The organism is Nostoc sp. JL31 (assembly GCF_017114965.1).
Taxonomy (GTDB): domain Bacteria; phylum Cyanobacteriota; class Cyanobacteriia; order Cyanobacteriales; family Nostocaceae; genus Nostoc; species Nostoc punctiforme_A.
The window spans coordinates 116,638-137,582 of the sequence record NZ_JABXKO010000047.1 but is presented as its reverse complement, the minus strand read 5'-3'; the positions used below and the strand labels follow the sequence as shown (position 1 = coordinate 137,582).

12 protein-coding genes and 2 pseudogenes are annotated in these 20,945 nt (G+C 40.3%); 6 read left to right on the top strand and 8 right to left on the bottom strand.

Features of this window, described 5'->3' with window-relative positions; all coding sequences use genetic code 11:
• Window positions 1-405 precede the first annotated feature (405 nt).
• Window positions 406-2,199 carry a ShlB/FhaC/HecB family hemolysin secretion/activation protein gene (locus tag HWQ43_RS11840; protein WP_292733291.1) on the top strand — a complete coding sequence of 598 codons (1,794 nt, stop codon included), beginning with the start codon at window positions 406-408 and terminating at the stop codon, window positions 2,197-2,199.
• A 447-nt stretch (window positions 2,200-2,646) separates the two neighbouring features.
• Here HWQ43_RS11840 and HWQ43_RS11835 read toward each other — a convergent pair whose 3' ends face one another.
• From HWQ43_RS11835 to HWQ43_RS11825, 3 genes are all read right to left on the bottom strand, one after another.
• On the bottom strand, window positions 2,647-3,771 hold the full coding sequence (locus tag HWQ43_RS11835) for a hybrid sensor histidine kinase/response regulator (RefSeq protein ID WP_292733288.1): 1,125 nt from the start codon (window positions 3,769-3,771) through the stop codon (window positions 2,647-2,649).
• Window positions 3,772-3,815: 44 nt separating this feature from the next.
• The gene (locus HWQ43_RS11830; RefSeq protein ID WP_292733285.1) at window positions 3,816-5,135 is read right to left on the bottom strand and encodes a hybrid sensor histidine kinase/response regulator; all 1,320 of its coding nucleotides are present in this window, start codon (window positions 5,133-5,135) and stop codon (window positions 3,816-3,818) included.
• Window positions 5,136-5,878: 743 nt separating this feature from the next.
• A complete protein-coding gene (locus tag HWQ43_RS11825; protein ID WP_292733283.1) occupies window positions 5,879-6,073 on the bottom strand; it encodes a hypothetical protein in 195 nt (64 codons plus the stop codon).
• A 319-nt stretch (window positions 6,074-6,392) separates the two neighbouring features.
• On the opposite strand from HWQ43_RS11825, the gene HWQ43_RS11820 reads away from it, so the two are divergent.
• Window positions 6,393-7,118: a response regulator transcription factor gene (locus HWQ43_RS11820; RefSeq protein ID WP_094349814.1), complete on the top strand. Its 726-nt coding sequence runs from the start codon at window positions 6,393-6,395 to the stop codon at window positions 7,116-7,118.
• 79 nt (window positions 7,119-7,197) lie between these two features.
• On the opposite strand, the gene HWQ43_RS11815 is transcribed toward HWQ43_RS11820, so the two are convergent.
• The gene (locus HWQ43_RS11815) at window positions 7,198-8,562 is read right to left on the bottom strand and encodes a lipid-A-disaccharide synthase-related protein (RefSeq protein WP_292733278.1); all 1,365 of its coding nucleotides are present in this window, start codon (window positions 8,560-8,562) and stop codon (window positions 7,198-7,200) included.
• 235 nt (window positions 8,563-8,797) lie between these two features.
• On the opposite strand from HWQ43_RS11815, the gene HWQ43_RS11810 reads away from it, so the two are divergent.
• From HWQ43_RS11810 to HWQ43_RS11800, 3 genes are all read left to right on the top strand, one after another.
• The gene (locus tag HWQ43_RS11810) at window positions 8,798-10,873 is read left to right on the top strand and encodes an outer membrane protein assembly factor (protein ID WP_292733275.1); all 2,076 of its coding nucleotides are present in this window, start codon (window positions 8,798-8,800) and stop codon (window positions 10,871-10,873) included.
• 291 nt (window positions 10,874-11,164) lie between these two features.
• The gene (locus HWQ43_RS11805; RefSeq protein WP_292733272.1) at window positions 11,165-13,411 is read left to right on the top strand and encodes a hypothetical protein; all 2,247 of its coding nucleotides are present in this window, start codon (window positions 11,165-11,167) and stop codon (window positions 13,409-13,411) included.
• Between the two features lies 1 nt (window position 13,412).
• A complete protein-coding gene (locus tag HWQ43_RS11800; RefSeq protein WP_292733269.1) occupies window positions 13,413-15,719 on the top strand; it encodes a hypothetical protein in 2,307 nt (768 codons plus the stop codon).
• Between the two features lie 20 nt (window positions 15,720-15,739).
• Here the strand turns inward: HWQ43_RS11800 and HWQ43_RS11795 are convergent, their stop codons facing one another.
• The 4 genes and pseudogenes from HWQ43_RS11795 to HWQ43_RS11780 all read right to left on the bottom strand — a co-directional run bounded on the left by HWQ43_RS11795 (window position 15,740) and on the right by HWQ43_RS11780 (window position 19,708).
• Window positions 15,740-16,942 (bottom strand): FtsW/RodA/SpoVE family cell cycle protein, encoded by a 1,203-nt coding sequence (locus HWQ43_RS11795; RefSeq protein ID WP_292733266.1) that lies wholly within the window; start codon window positions 16,940-16,942, stop codon window positions 15,740-15,742.
• 241 nt (window positions 16,943-17,183) lie between these two features.
• Window positions 17,184-18,624 (bottom strand): annotated as a pseudogene (locus tag HWQ43_RS11790) (ATP-binding protein).
• A gap of 10 nt (window positions 18,625-18,634) precedes the next feature.
• Window positions 18,635-19,185, bottom strand: a pseudogene (locus HWQ43_RS11785) (heme NO-binding domain-containing protein).
• Window positions 19,186-19,510: 325 nt separating this feature from the next.
• A complete protein-coding gene (locus tag HWQ43_RS11780) occupies window positions 19,511-19,708 on the bottom strand; it encodes a hypothetical protein (RefSeq protein WP_292733263.1) in 198 nt (65 codons plus the stop codon).
• A 569-nt stretch (window positions 19,709-20,277) separates the two neighbouring features.
• On the opposite strand from HWQ43_RS11780, the gene HWQ43_RS11775 reads away from it, so the two are divergent.
• Window positions 20,278-20,895: a hypothetical protein gene (locus HWQ43_RS11775; protein WP_292733260.1), complete on the top strand. Its 618-nt coding sequence runs from the start codon at window positions 20,278-20,280 to the stop codon at window positions 20,893-20,895.
• Window positions 20,896-20,945: the final 50 nt, after the last annotated feature.

Genomic DNA, 20,945 nt, shown 5'->3' with positions numbered 1-20,945 from the left:
AATACGGTTCGGATAAGTTTTCATATCCGTTGTGGTTTGGGAAAAGGAGAAAGGGTAATACCAATTCAAAATTCAAAATTAAGAAAGCCAGACAGAACAAAGGTTTGGAAGTATGTATCTGTCGCATGATTTTTTCAAATTGGTATAAGGGGTAAAGATTTGAATTCACCTTTTTCACTTTTCCCTTTAACCGAACCGTATTATCCTGCCCCCTGTCTCAAAACCCGTAGCTTTGTACCTCATACAAAAGAAAACTGCTGTAAGTCTGCAATAACCAGATGATTTAGCTTTTAAATTGAGATTTGCTCAAGATATCAATTTTAGGACAAAAGATGAAGTAAGATTCACATCTGAAGCAGTCCCCGTATAATCCCATAGTTACTGCCAAAAAAATAGTCCGGTGCGATGATTGATAAATACCCTCAGAATCTTATAGTGTCGTGCTTACCGCTGAGTATGTTTCTATTACTTAGCAGTACATCTTTAAGTCCACTGAAAGCTCAGGTTGTTGATACTACAAAATTACCAACTAGTGATTTCACCCAATCACAGCAAATTCCCCCACCACAGGATATCCAACCACCCACACCTTCACCACTTCCCTCACCTGAAGTACCACAGCCACTCCCTCCACCAGCAGAACTACTTCCACCCTCTGCCCCAACTCCCACACCTGATGCACCACTCCCTGGTAACTTTCCTCAAACTATTGTTGTTGAACGCTTTGAAGTTGTTGGCAGCACAGTTTTCAGTGCCCAAGAATTAGCCAAAGCCACTGCTGAATTTACCAAACGACCGATCTCACTGACTGAAGTGTATCAAGCACGTTCTAAAATAACTGATCTATATGTCAAAAATGGTTATATTACTTCTGGTGCCTATATTCCACCTCAAACAATCCAATCTGGTGTTCTCAAAATTCAGGTGGTGGAAGGTAAATTAGAAGATATTCAGCTAACTGGGACTCGGCGGCTGAATCCGAATTATGTCCGTAGCCGATTAGCAATCGCGACATCACCGCCTCTGAATCGTCAGCGTCTATTAGAAGCACTGCAACTGCTGCAACTGAATCCTTTGATTCAAAACGTGACTGCTGAACTCTCGGCAGGATCGCGGACGGGTACGAGTCTTTTGGAAGTTAAAATCAGTGAGGCAAAAACCTTTAGTGGCCAAATAGTTCTTGATAATGGGCGATCGCCTAGCGTTGGCAGTTTCCGCCGTGGATTACGATTAAATGAAGCCAACTTACTCGGATTGGGAGATGGTCTGAGTGTAGGCTACACCAATACTGATGGTAGCAACTCCTTTGACGCTAGTTACACATTGCCTCTTAATCCCCGCAATGGAACGCTTACCTTGAACTATGGCACTACGTCGAGCAATGTCATTGAGCCTCCTTTCGACTTCCTAGATATCGAATCGGCTTCTCGTTACTACGAACTGACATTCCGCCAGCCAATAATCCAAACTCCTACACAAGAATTTGCTCTGGGGTTAACAACTTCCCGACGCGAAAGTGATATCTCGTCCTTTTTACAGAGAGAAGGGGTTCCCGCCTCTGAACTTTCGCCTGGTGCTGATGATGAGGGACGCACTAGGGTATCTGCGTTGCGATTTTTTCAAGAATGGACGAGTCGTAACAGTCGTGAAGTCATCGCCTTACGCTCTCAATTCAGTTTGGGCATAGATGTGTTGAATGCCACAGTTAATCAAGATGCTCCCGATAGCCGTTTTTTTGCTTGGCAAGGGCAAGCACAGTGGGCACGCCTTTTAGCTCCTCAAACCTTATTATTATTACGTTTAAATACGCAACTAGCATCTACAAAACTTCTGCCGATAGAGCAATTTGGCATAGGTGGGCAGGATAGTATTCGCGGCTACCGTCAAGATTACCTGCTCACAGATAATGGCACTTTTGTTTCTGCGGAAGTTCAAATACCGATTTTGCACTTACCCCAGATAGATAGCACCTTACAGGTTATCCCCTTTGTGGATTTTGGTGTTGGCTGGAATACTTCTGGTACAGACAATCCCGACCATAATACTTTAGCTGCTGTTGGCCTGGGGTTGCGTTGGGCACAGAGCGATCGCTTCACCGTTCGTCTTGACTGGGGTATTCCTTTGGTATCTGTTAACTCAAATGAAAGAACATTACAAGAAAACGGTCTGTATTTTAGTTTACTCTATAATCCTTTTTAACCGCTGTTCATGTCCACCCTCAACTCTGAATAGGGTGAATATGGACAGTAGTCAATGATGAAAAGTCAATGATGAAAATATAAACATTATTTCAGTTTTTATAAAAAAAACCCTGGGTTATGATTCCAGGGTGAATACACGTTTTTCAGGCATTAATAGATTGAATAATAACTTTGTAAAATAGTTATTTCTACTATCTATAGAATGATACAACAGTAGATTTAGTTATTTTAGTGTATGGATACATCTGCCATTGGGAGTATACAAATATTGGAAGAGGCAAGTTATCCGGCAATATTCTGATTGGATTAACCTTCAAATGGTGCTGTAATTAATCCGTATAATTTAAGCTAATTTAATTTTTTGGGGCGCATAAAAACACATCAAAAATTAAATGTAATTTCTTGGGAGAGATCCGCAAAATAATCTGTGGTCAAGGAAAATAACTTAAGTGTTTTTAGGTAGTTGCACGGTAAATAAACTCCCTTTCCCTAGTTCAGAAGCTACCTGGATAGTTCCTGCGTGCCCTTCTATAATGCGGTGGGATAAATGTAGTCCTAAACCACTACCTGAGCGTTTATTTCTGCCTTGGCGAAATCGCTCGAAAATTGTTGCCTGATCTTCTGGCGCAATCCCATATCCTGTATCTTGTACCTCAATTATTACCGAATCTGGATCTCCTGGATTCGATGATGTTTCATAAATGCGGATTGTTATGCCTCCTGTATCTGTAAATTTGATGGCATTTGCAATCAGGTTGTTTAACACTCGCCGTAATTCCAAACGATCGCCCATGATAATACCAGCGTTTTGACTCAGTGGATCTAATTCACGGGTATCGATTTCCAGAGTCAAGCCTTTTTCACTAGTTAGAGGACTTAGTTCGCTGACTACTTCTTGAGATATCTCACATAAATTGCATTCCTCCCAATTTAACGTTTTTTTACCTGCCTCGAAGCGATAGACTTCTAACAGAGTGTTTACCATTTCCATCAAATTTTGGTTACTGCGAATCATGACTGCGATCGCCTGTTTCATTTCCGGCGAAATTTTGCAGAATGTTTCCATTTCAAACAAATTCAACATCCGATCGGCGGCTACTAGCGGAGTTCGCAAATCATGAGTCAGACGGGAAACAAAATCTTCCCGTTGGCGGGCCATTTTTTGTTGTTCGTCCAGACTGTGCTTGAGACGTAGTAGTGATCGCACTCTTGCCAGTAGTTCATCAGTATCAAATGGTTTTCGAATAAAATCGTCAGCACCAGCATCCAAACCTTCGACAACGCTGGATTGATGAAAGGCAGTAATTAACAGAATTGGAATGTAAGAGATTGCAGGGTTCTTCCGAATCCGACGTGTGACTTCATAGCCATCTATCCCCGGCATCATTACATCTAACAGAATCAGATCGGGTGGAGATTGCTCAATTTTCCGTAAAGCCTTTATGCCATCTGAAGCCAAATCAATTTCATACCCCTCACTTTCTAAAATTGCTTGAACCAAAATGAGATTATCTTGAGTGTCGTCAACTGCTAAGATACGATAAATTTTATTATTTTCAACTACAGACATGATTTATAAATTTTTATCAGTTTTTTTGGAAGTAATTTTTAAATTTAGGATATTCTATTGGCTTTCCTGGATTGAGAAGATGACTGATGAGGATTTTGTACAGGGCAGAAAAAATCGTCGTTATCTAACTGTGAACTTGGAGCATTGCCTGCTCCAGTCCGTAATGTAATTTTGCGTGGCAATTCAATTTTAAACATTGAACCCACCCCCAATTTGCTCTCCAGAAAGATTTTACCGCCCATCATTCGTACTAGTGAATCTATAATTGCCAAACCCAGACCTGTACCTGGATATTTGCGAGTGATAGTTTGATCGACTTGCCGAAATGCTTCAAAAATATGCTTGAAATCTTTGGAGGCTATACCAATACCTGTATCTTGAACGATAATTACCACTCGATTTCCCGGCAGTTCCTTAACCTCAACCCAAATTTCACCAGACTCTGTGAATTTAATGGCGTTGGAAAGCAGGTTAATCAAAATCTGTTTGACACGAAGCGGATCGTTAAATACCAAAGGATTTTGCAAATCAGTTTGTACTAACAATAAAAGATTTTTCGCCTCAGCTAGGGAACGCATTTCACTGACAACGATATTAATTACTTTTGATACATCAAATCTTTCCGGCTTTAAATCTAATCCTCCTCCCTCCAGCTTGGAAAAGTCGAGAACTTCATTGAGTAGCATCAATAAATGCTTGCCATTATTCAAAATGCGCTCAACCATATCTGCTTGCTGGCGCGTTAGTTGACCGAACTTCGGACGCAGCAGGATTTGCGAAAAACCAATAATCGCATTCATCGGCGTTCTAAGCTCATGGGAAATGGTTGCCAAAAAAAGCGATTTTAGACGTGATGCCTCCAATAGCTTGAAGTTTTGCATTTGAATCTGTTGCTGTTGTCTCTCCAATTCTTGGTTCTTATAAATGAGTTGTTCATTACTTTCTCTGAGTTGCTGGTTTGCCAAATCTGCCTGTATTTCCGCCCGATAAATCCGAATCGCACTCCGCAAAACCTGCGACAAAGTTTCTGGGGATATTCTAGACTTAGAAAGATAGTCTGTAGCACCAGCTTTCAATAATTGCAGAGTAATTTGTTCATCTCCTTGACCAGTTAGGACTACTAAAGGAACTTTAATTTTTGAAGAACCTAGCTGTTGAATCAAGGTTAGTGCATCCTGGTCTGGTAAGCGATAGTCGAGGAAAACACAATCGTAAGTATTAATGCTTAAGAGAGAGAGCGCATCATTACCACAGCCTACTTCAGACAGTTCTATCTGAACACCTGCTATACTCAGGGCAGAACAGATTGCTATCCGGTCTACTTCGTCATCGTCTACAACCAAAATTTTCAGCGTCTCTTCCATCGGTTTTAATTTTCGCCGCCAAACATAGGTTGATGTATAATATTTCTCTTTTCAGATTATCCAACTAAAGAATATAAGATTTTCGGACATCTAAAACCTGTAATTTGATTGATTAAGATATTTTGCATAATATCTAGTTTAATACTTGCTTGATATTAATCACATCAACTTCGTTATCCTCCATTAGTAGTATGTTAATCACTCTTTCGGGCGTTTCCTTGGGTGGAATTGAGTCTGTTGTATCTTCAATCTGGTTAATTTCCCAGATGGTAACTAAACTCCTAGCAAATGACCAATGCCATGCAAAAAATTAGTAATTAACAAGCAGACACTGCTGATATAAAGTAAAATAAATTACTTTACCAAGCTTAAAACAATTCTAGATGAGTGAGCAAGCCACCGTCGTCAGTCATTGGTGAGAGTTGCATACTATTATCGTGTACCATAAGCTTGAACAGTTTTATCTATCAGGTTAGTTAGAGCAGATAAATAAAAAAGTACTATCTATACCTATTTGTGAATGTGAAGTAATCCTAGCTCCTGAAATTTCGACAATTTTCTTAGCGATCGCCATATTTGTGTTAGTATTTACCCAGAGATATCTATTTTTATAGATGTTCGAAAACTTACCAATCATTGCCGAAGAAAGGCTCCTGACAAAAGTTAGGCAAAAATTCAAAACCTAAAAGGGGAGAGATTCGCACAGAGGGTTTGTATTATATCGTGTTAAGAGTTCAGACAAATCAAGTTCGCCACCAAGAACTACGAATTACTTTGCTGTTGGTGATTACACCAAATTTTAACGCTACCTGATTCCCTTTCATGAGGATCTCTATTGGCTCTATCAATCGGATGAATCCAAAAGTTTGATTAAAAATCGCTCGAAACCATCGTTCACTTTCTCGTAAAGCAACCATCACCCGCTGTAATTTTTTCATTTTCGTAAGCTTTTTTTAAAGTTTGAGCCAAAATAATACTAATTAACGAATAGAACATGGTAATTAAAAGCTGAATTATCAGCAAAGAGCAGCAATTTGGCATTCGTTTCAATATTTCATACTTTTTGTGTAAGTATCTATATATCTCAAGCTAGATTTGTCCTCTATCTAAATATAAAATTTTTGAGTATTTGTTATTTCTATCGGTGGATGCAGACAGGTTCAAATATCATCTATCTTGAGTTTGGGAAAATAATAGATAATAGTTACAAAAGGCAAGACTTTGAAAGATGCAAACAGTGCAAGAGTGAGTGTAGCGATGAATGAAATTAGTATTATTTTAATTGAAGATCATGACTTAACGCGAATGGGGCTACGAGCAGCATTACAGTCTCATAGCGCATTGAAAGTAATTGGGGAAGCGGCAAATGCTACCCAAGGATTAAAACTTTTAGAAACGGCAAAGCCAGATGTAGCGGTAGTAGATATCGGTTTGCCTGATATGGATGGCATCGAACTCACTCGCAAATTCAAACGCTCCCAGGCTGAAAATGGTGGGCAATCTACTACGAAGATTCTCATCTTGACAATGGATCATACAGAGGATGCTGTACTTGCAGCCTTTGCAGCTGGTGCTGATTCTTATTATATGAAAGAAACCAGCATCAGTAAATTAACTGAGGCGATCCAAGCAACTCACGGCGGTAACTCTTGGATTGATCCGGCAATTGCCAACGTGGTATTGCGGAAGATGCGCCAAGGTATTCCTGGAGAAAGTCAAGGTTCTGACAAGCCGAAGACTGTAAAAATTGAGGCGCTGGCGACAGAATACGAGCAAGTTTTGGAAACATACCCTCTGACTCAACGGGAACTGGAAATCCTAGAGTTGATTGTAGCTGGGTGTAGCAATGGGCAAATTGCCGAGAAACTCTACATTACAGTTGGTACTGTCAAAACCCATGTTCGTAATATTCTAAATAAACTATGTGCTGATGACCGTACCCAAGCTGCTGTGAGGGCCTTACGTTCGGGGCTGGTGGCGTAAGGGATTAGGGACAAGGGAGATGAGGGGACAAGGGGACAAGGAGAATAACCTGCCACAATGCCCCATACCCACTGCCCCATTATCCCAATTTTTCCCGCAAGCAATTAGCAATACGTAGTGCTGCTCCCGGTTTGCCCATGCGTCGCTCACCATTTTCAGCAATAATTTGCAAATTATCAGGGTTTTTAAATAGGGATTGTACAACCTTCGCTACTTCTGCTGGTTGATGAATTAAAATCAAAGACGATCCCAGAAGGCGACTTTGAGATTCAGCAAAGCCAGGGTTGTATTGTGGCCCATTACCGGGAATTGCGATCGCAGGTTTGCCTAAACCGATAAACTGTTCTGTGGCTGTACCTGCCATTGCGATCGCTATATCTCCCAAATGCAAGCAATCATTATAGGCTTGTTGTGTCAATAGCAGATAAGCATTTCTCTGTTTAAATGTCAAGACATTTGGATCGCGAAGTTGGATAGGAGATGCTGATTCAGTGCGCCAGCCTTGAGATTGTACACTTTGGGATAAAATATTAGAGTCTAAACCAGGAGCGATCGCACCTAAAAACACTACTGTCTTAGAAGTATAGAAGATCGAATCTCGCTGTTGAAAACTTGCCATCAATGCAGATACGGCAATCATAATTGTTTCCCAGTTGGTGTATGCTTCTGGCGGATGAGAACCAGGAAGAAGAGTCACTACAAAAGGTCGAACAGTCTCTTGCTGTTGGATATTCTGACTATAAAATTGTTGGCGTGAAAACGTCGGTTCTAGACCATCCATCATGGGATTACCCAAATGAAAAGCTGGAATTGGCCATTGTTTTAATGTTTCCGTCGTCAGCGCATCTCTAAGGAACACAGCTTTACAACGGCGACGACTCATTAACCAACGTTCCCAAGGATGGTAAACTGAACCAGAAAAGTTTTCCCAACCTGCGTCTTTAGATTTCCGTGGTAATAATCCAGCTTCGTCGCGCACATAATATTCAGATTTTGCCGTACCAACAAAAGCATAATTAGCGCCACTGAATGTTGCAAACAACAGCGGCAAAATATCTCCCACTGCTAAAATCGCTCTTTTATTACCTAATTTTTTTTGAGAACTCACCCAACGGCGGATAGCTTTAATTTGGCTGAGGGTAAGTTTCAATAAACCACCGCGTACATCCCGCGCTAATTGGCGGCCATCCATATAAATAAAGCCGCCAGAAGGCATATTCAGGACTGAACCGATAAAGGGGATATCCAACTGTTCATAAGCACGTCCTTCACCCACCAGAGGCAAAGCAAATATCTCTGGTGGGTTTGGTTGTCGTCGGAGTTCTTGCAAAATCTGAACTGCAATCATATCTTCCCCATGACCATTACTTAATACAAGTAACCGCAAAGGAGAAGTTGCAGATTGGGAGTTAGAAGCTAGGGATGACCGAGATAGATTACTCATAGAAACAAAATATCAAAATTAACTGTCTGTTTGGGTAAGAGGTATAAATAGGGAAATCGACGAAGAAGCTGGAAGTTAGTATTATCCCTATTCCTTTACTTCCCTACAACTAATACCAATTTTGGATAGGAATGTAATTGTTTGAAATTTCTGGAACAGCCTTTTGGTCAATACTTTTAATCAAAAATCTAAAATCCAAAATTAGTATAACTCCCAGTTAATTAGGTTAAATATTATGCGAGTTTCTGCTACTGCAATTTTTACTTTAGCGACTTTAGCTACTGGCAATATTACTCAGCAAGCAACGGCTGCACCTGCTAAAAACGTTACTCCAACTGCAAAAGCTGGTAACTTGGTGGTGCCGATAATTGAAAACACTCCCGCACGGGTAGAGACAATTGCTTCCCCAGAAACTATAGTTGCACAACAATTTTCCCAAAATCCCGTCGCCGTGCAAACAGGTGCAAACAAAAATTCCCCAGTAGTCTTAAAATCAGCAGAAAAGGGAAATTCATCAGTAACACTCCCTCCCACTCCCTCTTTTTCACCTTCATCCCCCAAAACTCCTGCGACTGAAAACAATTTAGTTGTCACAGCTACAGATGTACAGGTGGTGGGAGCCAATCAAGAATTACAGCAAATCATTCGCCAGGTGATTAAAACTCAGGTGGGTGGAGAAACCAGTCAAAGCCAGCTACAAAGAGATGTAACAGCAATTTTAAATACAGGTTTATTTAGCAGTGTCAGTGTGAATAGCTTTAGCACACAGGCTGGATTGAATGTAGTATACCAAGTTCAACCAGTGATTGTGCGATCGCTGCAACTATCTGGTGCTAAAGTACTTACCTATCAAGTCGCCCAACAACGTTTGCAATCTCAAATTGGAACCACCATTAGTCCCAGTGGACTGCAACAAGCAGTAGCACAAATTAACAAGTGGTACGCCGACAATGGTTATAACTTAGCACGGGTGTTATCAATTAAACCTAGTTCTCAAGGCATTCTCACTGTGAATGTTGCTGAAGGTTTGGTAAGTGATATCAAGTTTCGCTTTGTCAACGATGAGGGTAAAACCGTTGATAGCAAGGGTAATTCTGTTGGAGGACGCACCAAATCAGATATCTTACAACAACAACTCAAGTTGAAACCCGGTCAAATTTTCCAAGAAAATATCGTTAAACAAGACATTCAACAGCTATATCGTACTGGTTTATTTGAAAGTGTGAATGTTGCCTTAGAAGGAGATGCGACAAAACTTGATTTAGTCTACCAACTCAAAGAGACTGGGGCGCGTGGTGTTAACTTGGGTGGTAGTTACAATGCCGATCAGGGGTTGGTAGGTACAATCAGCTATCAAGATCAGAATGTCGGCGGTGTTAATGATACTTTAGGTGTGAATGTTGGTGTAAGTAGCCGAGACTTGCAGTTTAATACCAAATTTACCAGTCCTTATCGAACAACTAACCCCGATCGCTTGGGCTACACTGTAAATGGTTTTCGTAGTCAGGAACTTTCGGAAACCTTTGATGACAAGATTAAGCTAGCTAACGGCGACAAAGTGCGAGAAGGGCAAATTGGCGGTGGTGTCAGCTTGCAGCGACCAATTGACGATTGGAATACCTCATTAGGATTAAACTATACCCGAACTAGTATTCGCGATCGCCAAGGTAATATTACCCCAACTGACGTTCAGGGCAATTCTTTGTCTGCGAGTGGAACTGGTATTGATGACCTAACTACCGTATCGTTCACCGCCACCAAAGACCAACGAGATAATCCCCTCAATCCAACTCAAGGTTCCGTTTTGAGTCTGAGTACAGAACAATCTGTACCCATCGGTGAAGGTAATATTTCCCTCAATCGCCTCAAAGCTAATTACAGCCAATATTTACCAGTACAGCTATTTAACAGTAAACAGCCACAAGTATTTGCGGTGAATGTCCAAGCCGGTACCGTCCTTGGGAATTTACCGCCCTACGAAAGTTTTAACTTGGGTGGTTCCAACTCAGTGCGCGGCTACGATTCTGGAGAAGTTGGCAGTGGTCGCAGTTATGTATTAGCTTCCGCAGAATATCGTTTTCCCGTCTTACCAATCGTCGGCGGTGTATTGTTTGCCGACTTCGCCTCAGATTTAGGTTCTGGTGATACTGTATTAGGAGATCCGGCAGGTGTACGAGATAAACCAGGTTATGGTTTTGGTTATGGGGCGGGAGTGCGACTAAATTCACCACTAGGCTTAATTCGGGCTGACTATGGCATTAACGACCAGGGAGAAAGCAAAGTGCATCTAGGAATTGGGCAGCGATTTTAATTTGAGTTCAGGCATTGCTGAGAAGGTCATATCCAGAAATTAAATATGCGTTATCCAGAACCCTTGTAGAGACATAGCAGTGCTATGTTTCTACATTTTTTTCACTCATATCTCTATTAGCGATCGCCTTTGAAAATGACTTTTATAAATTGGCCAATTTATTACACAATATTTAATAGTATATAAATTTCAATAATCAAAGGAAAAAAGCTATTGTCACGTTTTCACGAGACATTAATTTTTTAATAGCGCTAGTCATGCAGAATATAAAAAAATATTATAAGTAATAGCATGGAAAAAAGTGTTATTAATGCCAGCCTTTCTACTCAGAACCTAACCTTTCGTCCAGGTGATACTCCTGTATCATTTGAGGTAACTGTCAATAATGACAGCGATCGCTTCGTCAATTTTCAGATAGAAATTACCGCAGCCGGAGAAATCCGCAACACAGGATATCGCTGGTATAGACTTGAACCAGAGGTAGCGGCAGCCAAGCCACCAGGCAGTAGTACCATCTTCCAAGTTTTCGTCTTCAATACACCCATTCCGGGATTTGTTGGTACTGTCAACCTGATGGTAAATATTTTTTCACCGCAATTAGCACAACAGTCTAGACTTGTGCTACGCCTGAAAATCGAGCGAGACAACAGACCCACACATTTAAGTGTAGAACTACCTGTACGAGAGTTCCAAGTTTATCCCCGCAATTCTGTCGATATACCAGTACGGGTGCGGAACTTGGGACAACAACCAACTGAGGTAATGCTGCGTTTTACAGGCGTCGATTCGTCTTGGCTGGCTGGCAGTGCAGAACGCCGATTACCCTTAGATCCGGGTGGTTTAGCAGAAGCTACATTCCAATGCCAACCTCCTTCTGTAGTGCAAGCGCCCAGTCAAAATTATCCTTTTACTATTGAAGCTGTTAGCAATAATGGTTATCCAACTAATGCTGAAGGCAATATTGAAGTTTTGCCAGTGGGTTTTATAGACTTTACTACCACAGAAAAACACCTAAAAATTCCCAGTAAATCGGCATGGTTGCCTGACTGGAAATCTGATACAGCTTCCTTTGAATTACTATTTAAAAATGCTAGCAACCTCAATCAACAAATTAATGTGCAGGTGCAGGGTAGAGACTGGCGAAAATGTAGTTTTAAAAAGCTTCCCGAAACTGCCAATCTTCATCTAGGGGAGACAAGTAAAGTTATTCTCGATGTTAAAACAAAACGTCCTTGGGTGGGAATCGGTAAAACTTTGTTGCTGGAGGCTAAATCGGAATTATCCGACCAACGTTTAGGAAGTACAGATCCAGCCACGCAGACATTAGAAGTAAAAACTCTGCCAATTATACCTTTATGGCTACAATTAGCTGCGATCGCACTATTAGCCGCACTCCTCGCATTAATCTTGCAACCAAGAGGTGTAATGCATACACGTTCTGTCAACTCAGTGCGTTTTAGTGGCATTGGTTTATCTGTGGTCAGTGGCTCAGATGATTGCACCTTAAGGCTTTGGCGAATTGGTGCTGATAGCTTAAACCCTGATGATACGGTGACATACGCTGGACAGCCCCTTGCTTGCGATCAACCGCAACAGCCCAAAGGCTTGATGGCCATTACCGATGACGCTGTACAAGTCTTGCGCTTCATGCCGTTACAAAATAATCGTGTTGCTGTTGGTTTAGATAATGGTGTAATTGAACTTAGAGATGTCCCTTCAGGTGCCAAGATTAGCCAACTTCAAGACCTTAAAGATCCTAAAGCAAAAGGTGATCGCGTTTTTGACCTAGCTTTTACCTCAAACTCACTTAACTTATTCAGTGGGTATGGCAGTGGTAAAGTTAGGGTGTGGTCAAGACCAGCACCTAACAGCGATTTTTTGCCAGAACCACAAGTTATTGACGTACAAAGTAGATTGAAACTCTCAGGTTTCCAAGTCCGGGCATTAAATCTCAGCCCAGATGCAAAAACTCTAGTAATTGCTGGAAACTTTAAGCGTTTTATATTGTGGCAATGGAATCAAACTCAATCTGATAAACAATCGCCAAGTTTATCAGTACAAAATCTAGAAAAACTAGACCCATTAGTTGGACCTGAAGACTTTATTTGGGGATTAGCTTTTGTTCCTAACTCAACAGGAAGAATCCTCGCAACTTCTGATTCTGCGGGATTTATTACGATTTGGGATTTAAATCAGTGTCAAACTATCAAAAATCCGAATCCGCTAGAAAAAGTAAATGAACTTAATTGTTCACAACTAGACCGTTGGTCAGCATCAAAAACATCTGTGCGGACTCTAGCATTTAGTGACGATGGTAGTCTCTTAGTAAGTGGTGGCGATGATGGACGAGTCGTAGTTTGGTATTTAACTCCCGAACATAAGCTCGACAAAACAAAAGCAGCAGAAGGTAAAACAATTTACCAAAGCTCTAAAAAAATCAATAGTATCGACTTGAAAACTAATCAAGGAACCATGATTGTGAGTGGTGGTGAAGATTTTCAGGTTAAATTACACCGCATCAAAGAAGGGAATCAATGACATGCAAGCTAAATTCAATCCACTGCAAGTTATTATCAACCCACCTGGAATTCAATTTGGGATGCCAGGAGATACGATTGAACTCTATATTGTTGTAATCAATCAGGGAGATCAGAGTGCGGTTATTGACTTATATTTTGTTTTTGACGAAGTATTTCAAAATTTAACTGGCTGGTCTAGTTCTCCTAGAGAAAGTTTAGCATTAGCTCCAGGTCAAAATAGCGACGAAGTAAGATTTGAGTTTCAAATTGCTGCAAATGCTCTCCCAGGAACCTATGACTATACACTAGTCGTAGATTCCCCTCTACATTATCCCCAAGATACTCCCATAACTTTCGCAAACCAAATTAAGGTTCTGCTAAAAGAACAGACCGCAATTCGGGTGAACGACCCGACATTTTCCATTATACCTAATACCAACCCCAACAAACCGTTAATTTTCAATCCTAGTGAACCTCTGCAAGTGGAGGTAATAGTTGACAACCGCTCTTCTCTCGTAGACAGATTCCGCTTGAGTTGCCCAGATTTAGACGATGACTGGTTCACAATTAATTATCCTGCAACTGGATTTGAGGGGCCAGGATTAGTGTCTGACGTGACTGCACTAGAACTCAATCCTGGTACTCAAGGTCAAATATTATTGAAATTTCACCCACCTGGGGATACTCTTGCGGGAAGCTATTCGCCGACAATCCGCTTGTGTTCAGAAAACTCTCCAGACTTAGTACTGCTGGATTTGGTGTATATCCAAATTCCGACAAATTATCGCTTAGATATAGAACTTAATACCATCTTGGGACAAGTTAGCCGGAGTCTTGGCAAGTACGAATTATCACTAGCTAACCAGGGCAATATTGTCCGCGAACTGATATTAAACTTAAAAAGTCGAGACGAAGAAGAACTATATACTTACAAATTTGATCCCACTGAAGTAAGATTATTACCTAATAGAAGTGCTGTAGCCGATTTGACGCTCAAACCCAAACCTTGGTGGCGACGACCGTGGTTTGGTGCAGGGCTAGTGGTCAACTTTCAACTCGACATCAAAGATAAACAAAGTTTACCACTACCTAACACATTGCCTCAAGGAACTTTGGTATGGAAACCTCGTCCTTGGTGGCAATTTCTTCTATTAATTTTGGCAATGTTGGGGTTATTAGGAGGGATAGGATTTATCATTTGGCGAATTTTAAACCCCGATCCTTTAAGATTAGAAAGTTTTAGTGCAAATGACTCTCAAATAACTGAAGGTGATGAGGTCGCTTTAAACTGGGAAATTCACCACTATAAACAGTTAAAAAAGTTAGTTTTGACGGCTAAAGGTTCCCAGCCTATTCAGCCTATTATTTATGACTTTAGCAATGGCATTCCTGAAACACTGGGTAAAGCAAGCGCTAATCAAATACCTCCTTGTCAGGTGCAAGATAAACAAGAGCTAATTTGTAGCAACGTTAAAACTGGAGTGAAAACAAAAGGGAATTACACTTTTGAGTTACAAGCCTTTTATCGCAATGGTATACAAATATTTTCTCCTAATAACAAATTAGCTAGCCAAACCACCCAAGTAGAAATAGCTGAAAAACAAATTGCTGAAGTACTTAGTTTTCAACCAGATAAACCAGTGTATACAAAAGGTCAAAATATTCTTTTAAGCTGGGCAATTGCCCGTCCATTATTGTTAGCGCGAATTCAAATCGCTGGCAGCGCAGATGATGGTACATTATATAGTGAGCCAATTACTTATAAATTTAATCAAGGTAATATTACCGATCCGAAACTTCAAAAGCTATGTACACAACAGAATCAACAATTGCGATGTACAAATATTCCTCTTTTAGCAACTAAAGCCGGAAATTTTGTATTTGAAATCAAAGCCTTTCCTAACAATGGAAGTCAAAAAACTAGTTTTAAAAAGACTGAATCAAAAATTGGAATATTACCGAAACCATTTAAGATTGTCTCTTTTAGAATCAACGGTAGCGAACAACCAAATCTGGTTCTGAAGGAAGGTGAATCTGCTACCCTGAGTTGGAGAGTAGAGGGAGAAAATATTCAGGTTAAACTTCTACCATACGGCAATGACGTTCCAGCAGTTGGTTCAATGAAGCTTCCAGTCAATCAAGCCTTCCCCCCTCAAATCGGACTGCTAGTCAATGATATATCTGGCAAGCAACAACCCCAGCAAAGAGGATTTGCAATCACAGTCCTCAAAAAAGTAGAGCCTACTCCTATACCTGGCATTAACCCAATTCCACCTACTCTGCCACCAAGCAATAGCCCATTTAAGACTCCTTTACCTCTGAGGTAACTTTTTGGGCATTTGCTAGCTCAATTCCTGGTTTTATGAAAAGCTCGGCGTCTGCGCCCATTTTCAAGCTGAGGTTTTCGCAACGGTACTACCTCAGCTTCACTACTCTCACGTGCTACCCGAATCAACAACCCAGCAGCTATTAAGCTGGCAATCATAGAATTACCACCATAACTAAACATGGGCAAAGGTAAGCCAGTAGTTGGTAGAGAACCTGTAGCAACACCGATGTGGAGCAATGATTGTCCTACCATCAAACTCGTCACGCCGATCGCGACTAATCTATTTACTATATTTTTAGCCTTTAGTGCCACAACTAATCCGAGAGTAGCGAATGTAGCTAAAAGTACCAACAACACCATACTGCCAACAAAGCCAAACTCTTCAGCGAACACCGCAAAAATAAAATCGGTATCTTGAATTGGTAAATAAAACAGCTTTTGTTGAGAAAGCCCATATCCAGCTCCCCAAGTTTTACCAGAACCCACAGCTAGTAGACTTTGCACCAACTGGTAGCCATCTCCTGTAGCATCCGCCCAAGGATTGAGGAATGACATCACCCGCTTACGCTGATACTCTTTAATACTAATACTGAGTAGTGCCAACATTACTCCACCAATTGCTGTTCCTCCCAGGTACTTGTAAGGTAAGCCAGCTGCTAGAGCAATTAGCCAGATAGTCATGCCGCAAAGTGCGGTTGTACTCAAGTTAGGCTGGGCAAGAATTCCTAAAAGTACCAGACCAAAAACACCCAACCATGCGAAGCGAACCCGCCAACTAATTCGTTCCCACTGACCAAAAAGCCGCGCACTTTGCAACACCAAAAAGGGTTTAATTAGTTCTGAAGGTTGAATCGGAATTGGCCCGATCGCAATCCAACGCGCTGCATCAAAAGCTTTTCTTCCCAATCCTGGGATCAGTGTGACAAAAATTAACCCCAAAAACAGCAACAAAAACCAATGGGATAATCCCAAAATTTTCTGCAACGGCGAATTAACAATAATATTGAATCCGATTAAGGAAACTAAGACCCAAAGCAGTTGACGTTTAAAGTAGTACAAACCATCATTCTGACGGGCATCAGCGACAGGATAAGATGCTGAAAATAGCATGACCAAGCCGACGAACAGCCAAATCAACGTTAACCAGCGCAACAACCGCGCTTCTAATGCCCAGTTGGAGACTGAACTATCAAAAATTGGAATCAGGCGGCGTAGATTCACGATCGGTACAGGTAAAAAGTTAGAAATTAGGAGTTAAAAATAAAACTCATAAATCATAACTTATAACTCATAAGTAGGCTTTACAACCATAAATCTTAGAGTTGTTAACTTCAATACACCACTAGTTCAATATTTCTGAGAAATTTAAATCTCTACTCTGTAACAATAAAGTAGTATTTTATACTAAAAAATTATGATTGCTATAGTCAAGAGCGATCGCTCGAAAATTGACTTAAAGTATTTATTTTATTAAACTTAATGATTTGATGCAATTAAGTGATTGTTTGTTCATAGATAGGGGAATTTCAATCCAGAACTCAGTTCCTTGCCCAGGTTCTGATACGCATCGTAGTGTTCCCCCATGTTTTTCAACTACAATCTGATAGCTAATTGATAAACCTAATCCTGTACCCTTACCGACTGGCTTAGTTGTAAAAAATGGATCAAACAGTCGTTCCTTAACTGCTTCTGTTATTCCTGAACCATTATCGGCAATTCGGATTACACAGTTCGTTTCGATGATTTCCGTAGTAATTGTAATTATATTAGGATTAGCATGAATTTCTGCGATCGCGCGTCTACTATCATAATTATCGAGCGCATCGATTGCATTACTGATAATAATATTCATGAATACTTGATTGAGTTGGCCAGCGTAGCAATCTACTAAAGGTAAATCTCCATAATTTTTCACTACTTTGATCCCAGGATGATCGACACTATCTTTGAAACGACTTTGTAAAATCAGCAAAGTACTATCCAGTCCCTGATGAATATCAACTCTTTTCTTCTCCGCCTCATCGAGACGAGAGAAATTCCGCAGAGATAAGACAATTTCAGAGATCCGTTCGGCTCCTACTTCCATCGAATTTAGGATTTTGGGCAAATCATCTAGTAAAAAATCTAACTCAATTTCCTTAATGTATTTTTGAATATCTGACACAGGATTGTCATAAAATTGCTGGTAAAGATGCACAAGGTTCAGCAAACACTGTGTATAATCTTTTGCATATTTCAAATTACCATAAATAAAATTAACCGGGTTGTTAATTTCGTGAGCAACTCCTGCAACTAACTGCCCTAAACTGGACATTTTCTCAGCTTGGACTAATTGAGCTTGAGTTTGTTGTAGCTCCCGGAGGGATTTTTCCAATTTTTTAGACTGAGCCTCAGCAATTTCTGCCAAATTCTCCTTGATTTGTAGCGTACTCCGTAGTTGTGCCCTTTGCTGTTTCAGTTCACTTGTTAACTTTTTGGCATCAGCCAAAGCAGTATTCTGAGCTTGTAGGAGAAACAGGAAATCAACAATAGGATCGTGAATTGCAAAGTCTTTGAGTTTAATACCCAGAGGAGCGAGGCTAGTTGTATCTGTAATCCAGGGAGAACCTAAAAAAATATCACCTCCTCCTCTGGTTGATACATCATCTGTGCATTCCATTGTGGAGAAACTCTAATATAAACAGGGCACGAGACTGTTTACTGATAACATCAAAATCGACCAAAATTTTTGGACGATTGATTTGGAAATGCTGCTCAATCAATTTACCAACTAATGGTTCAGGACAAATGCGCCCGAAAACATCACCAGCTTGTACAATTTCCCGATTACAGTTAAAGGCAAAGTGGAAAGGAAAAGCTTTCGCCAGTGTTGCTGGCGAAAGTGTAAGGTGAGGAGGAGCCATGCTACTGCACTCAATTTGGTTTATAAATCACTAAAAATTCATCATCTTCAGCGCCTTCATCTCGACTTTGGCTTTGGGTAACATGAACTTCTGTATCAAACCTACTTCCCAATCCCTTGACTAATCCAAGAATCATTGGCGCTAGCCCTTCTCTATCAGAGCGATAATGTAAGCTCAGAGAATTTTCTTCTATATCAGTACACTCAAATGATGGGGGTTGAAGTTTAGGAAAACTAACTCCTAAACGAGCATGAAGATCATCAAGGTTTTCTAAAAACTTAGGGAGTTCATCTCCACTCATATCCATCAATTCACCATAGCCTTCTTGAGCAGTGTACTGAACCCAAAATTCCCCAAAGGCTTGCATAATCTCCGAGGAAGATAAACCGAGAATGACACTAGCAGCTTTTACCAGCTTGTGGGTGATGTCATCGGGATAGCCTTCCATACTGAGGAAAACATCTAATCCACCTCTGCTTTCTGCTTGATTGTTTTCCAATTATCTTCGCCAAAGCGACTGCACACCATGTCTTGAATCGCCTTGTTCACTAATCCGTACATGGAAGCCTCCTCTTGCTGCACCTGATTTTACTTTCTGAATTTGCGCAAAACTCGACAATTAATTCCTTAAAAGGCTTGTTTAAATGAGAAGATTTTCTACAATCAAACCTTAAAATTTTTTATTACAGCCTTAAAAACCGAAAAAATAGGGAAAACTGTTTGTATTTTAATGCTACAAATACTAATTGTTACAACCGCCTTTTCACTTATTCGTTTTACCAAGCAGGCTTTGAGGGTTTATAGTAAAGACTTTGTGCTTAAAAAATAAGGACCAAAGTCCTTACTACAAACTTACTCATCCATTAATTTAAGCTTGACAGATTAACTACAGGGATTCATCAAAAGGCAGCCATGAATCAGGATACAAGCTATATTTAGAGATTTGACGCTGAATACCGTTAAAAAATTGAAGGCGGGCATCCATAGCTTCGGAAATAGCTAGCTTTATCTTAATATCTTCTTCATTCATGGTAATCTGAGGTTCAATCACTGCCGCTAGCTTCGCTGCATGACTATCATCCACATCAATATGGACTTCAAAAAAGATCAGCGATTCTTTGGGTAAAGGAGTAGCGCCAACAATTCCTTTGCTGTGCGATTATATAAGTTTTTAGTTGAGTTTTTGTGATTCACCTTTGACATTTTTAATTATTTATTTATACTCAAGTTAGACTTGTCTTGATCGATTTAATCTGGCAAAACTGAAATATTTGATGTATATGTTTTAACAATTAATATGTTTATCTGAGAATGTTAATTTTACTGGCTTTATGTTTTTTTGTTTAAAAACTATTATTTTCCAAGGAAAAACTCTCCTCATCATTATTAGCTTGTTAGTTTCTTTAAATATAAGCAGCTAAATTAGATTTAACTTCATAAACTTGAATTATTACTTAGTTAATAGCAACTTCATATATATAGATTTATTTTTTTAACCTCTAACTTCATCTGGGCTTTACTAATAAAGTTAAAATTAATTCTTTTAATTAAGATAATTAATCAAAATAAAACAGTATATTTTACGAAGTATAAAGAGAATAAGATTGTTAATTTGTAATAGTCAGATTCGTTTTCAAAACGGAATGGCTTTGAATGTATGAGTTATTTAGCCGATTTAGAATAACGTTGGAAGAAATGATGTTAGAAGAACTGTTAGCAGAATTACCAGTGCGCGATCGCTTACAATATGAGCGTGCGATGTCTACGACGGGCTACGCCTACGCATTTTCTGAGCTTGGTGATCGGCTCTTTGATGAGCTTGCCGATAAAATTGCTACAAGGCGACAGTACCGACTACTATTTGAACACACATTAAAGCCTGAGTTATTCCAGCAAATCAGAATTGCTGCTGCGGGTTATATTTCAGCGTGTCTGAATAGTCCCATCATTCTTTCGGAAGCTGAAATGCTTGAACGACTACTGGAAGCAAGAAGTACTTTGCCTAACTACACCGGCACTGGTCTTTTGATGCCCAAGCGAGAACATACTCTGGCATTTAACCTCTTTCAAAAAAGCGTCGCAGAGGCTTTCTACCAACTAGGAGCGAATGACCTGATTGATGCAGTGGATTTACCAGTAAATCTCCGCATGGTCTATGGTAAGACTGACGCGAAGAAGTTGGGTTTGCCCTTTGCTAGCTCAAAATGCCACAGTGATGTCTGGGCAGGTGTTGCTGCTGATGCAACTGTCATTATTTGGCGACATCGATAATATCACTATCGAAGCAGGTGAAATGCCCCGCGAAATGGAACTACAGTCTA